Origin of the sequence: Pontibacter silvestris (assembly GCF_020907275.1) — a bacterium.
Classification (GTDB): domain Bacteria; phylum Bacteroidota; class Bacteroidia; order Cytophagales; family Hymenobacteraceae; genus Pontibacter; species Pontibacter silvestris.
The window spans coordinates 1-2,193 of the sequence record NZ_JAJJWI010000064.1; the positions used below are offsets into that span (position 1 = coordinate 1).

Below are 2,193 nucleotides of genomic sequence, written 5' to 3' on the forward strand. Positions count from 1 at the left end.
AGTTGTCATGCTTATTCAACAGTGCTCGCACTATCAGTTAATTCCAGAACGAGCAAACACTGTCCGTTGCTCCGTGCTCGAAAACCAGGATTACTACGGTTTAAGGTTGTCGCCCCTGACGTTAGCGGGCTCTATCACCTCCTAGGTACAGCGGTAGGTACCATGACTGGCTACGTTTTAATGATGGCTTTCGATAATTCCGGGAGGAATACCAAAGACTAGAATAAGTACTTCGTTTCCACCAGCCCCACACCTTTTGTCCGCCTATGGCCGATGGTAGCCGGGGGCTTTGTTCAGTTGAGCACCCTGACATAAGGAATATAGTTTCATTAGCCACAGCACACAAAGCGTTCGATGTGAAAGATAGTCTCAAGTAGATAAGCTGGCAAAAATCAGTCCAGCACTATCCTTGTAAAAAAGGCACGGGTGGAGATTCTGGAAGAGAAGCCAGCGAAAGAAACGGAGCGGGTAGAGTAAACAAACTAAAGAGCGGTTAACTGTCCCCGAGGCGAAAGCCTGTTTGGCGTCTTAGAACTGCGGAAGCCGTTGCCAGCCATCTGTTTAAGAGCCATTGCCGGCGGTTTTTATTCTTTGTTCCCCTTATCCTCGTGTTCAGCATCCATGGGCTTTAGAAACGGCAGCTGTACATGATACCTCACTGCAACGACCCGGATGGCCATTACGGTCAGGGCAGCAAGCAGCTCGGTCAATGAGGCCGGCAGGCCGGATCGGTAGCACACCATATAGACATTGCCTCCCGCAATACACGCCAAGGCGTAAATGTCCTTCCGGAACAGCAACGGAACCTCATTGAGCAGCACATCACGGAGAACGCCCCCTACGGAGCCGGTGATGGCGCCCATCGGGATGCATACCCAGAAGGGGAACCCCGCCGCCAGGCTCTTCCCCACCCCTACCACCGTAAATAGGCCTAGCCCGATGGAGTCAAAAAGGAACAGGGCCCTGCCCCATCTGAAAAGCCGGTTCCGGAACAGCAGCGTTGCCAGCAAGGCTGCGCCTGTGATAACCAGGTAGGAGGCGTCCTGCATCCAGAAGGGAGTTGCGTTGAGCAGCAGGTCCCTGGTCGTCCCGCCCCCGATGGCCGTCACCAGCCCAATGGCATAGGCGCCGAACCAGTCGAACTTCTTGGTGGAGGCCCACCTGATGCCGCTCACGGCAAAAGCGAAAGTCCCTAAGAGGTCTAAAGCGGTTGTGAAGCTTAACGCTGAGTAGTATACCATGATCTTGCCTGCCCAAATGAATACAGCCGGGTTGCCTGCCGCTGCCGGGGCATGCGTTCCCACTCTGCCCCGCGAAGATAAGACGGTTCGGGCTACATTGCTAATGAGCCTCCCCTGACCGTTTCTCCTCCTGCCGAAAGCACCGTGATGGCACTGCTCAAAACAGGCGGCAGGGGCCATATCGCTTGAAAAAGATTTTTGATAGATGCTGTTAAACCCATAAAATGGATTGCTCCATCAATCTTCCCTTTTGCGGGATAGGGAGCCGAGCAAGTATAGTCTTCCCAGAAAGTCGGGGTGGCGATTGCTCTAGCATCAAGGGCATATTGAGATGCAGCTATATATTTTATATCTTAAGGAATGCAAGGCAGCACAGGCAATCCCTCCATTGATCCGGTTGTATTCTTCAAGCTCATGCTTACCGGCTACTTGGAGAATATCACCTCTGACAGAAAGCTGGTAGAGCATTGTTCCCTCCGAATGGATATCCTCTACTTCCTGGGCTATGACATCAATGAAGAGCTGCCCTGGCACTCGACACTGAGCCGGACCCGCCAGCTTTACCCGGAGTCCTTGCTCGAATCACTCTTTGAGTGCATATTCAGCCTCTGTGTCAAGAAAGGCATGGTGGCCGGGCATCAACAGGCCGTAGGCTCAGCCCCAGTCAAGGCCAATGCCTCTATAGACAGCCTGCTTGTAAAGCAACCCAAGGAGTCCGTGCAAATGCACTTGGCAAAGGTAAAGGCAGATAACGAGGCAGATAGGCCAGACAGGAAAGCCAGCAGTAAACCAGCGGCGTTCATCTCTGCTCCCGAGCACGAGTTAAGAAAGCTGGAAAAGCACCAGGAAAACCTCAAGAATATGCCCACGGCATTAGGGGCAAAGAATGAACAGGCACGTCTGCTAAGCAACAAGACCCACTATAGCCCTGGAGTTGCTACCTTTGACTGGA

Annotated in this window: 2 protein-coding genes; one reads left to right on the forward strand and one right to left on the reverse strand. The window is 52.8% G+C overall.

The window, feature by feature from the left end:
• Positions 1 to 584 precede the first annotated feature (584 nt).
• Complete coding sequence (locus tag LN995_RS21445) at positions 585 to 1,241, reverse strand: trimeric intracellular cation channel family protein (RefSeq protein WP_229963143.1); 657 nt, start codon at positions 1,239 to 1,241, stop codon at positions 585 to 587.
• 360 nt (positions 1,242 to 1,601) lie between these two features.
• On the opposite strand from LN995_RS21445, the gene LN995_RS21450 reads away from it, so the two are divergent.
• The coding region (locus LN995_RS21450) for a transposase (protein ID WP_229963144.1) at positions 1,602 to 2,193 on the forward strand (592 nt) is incomplete at its 3' end.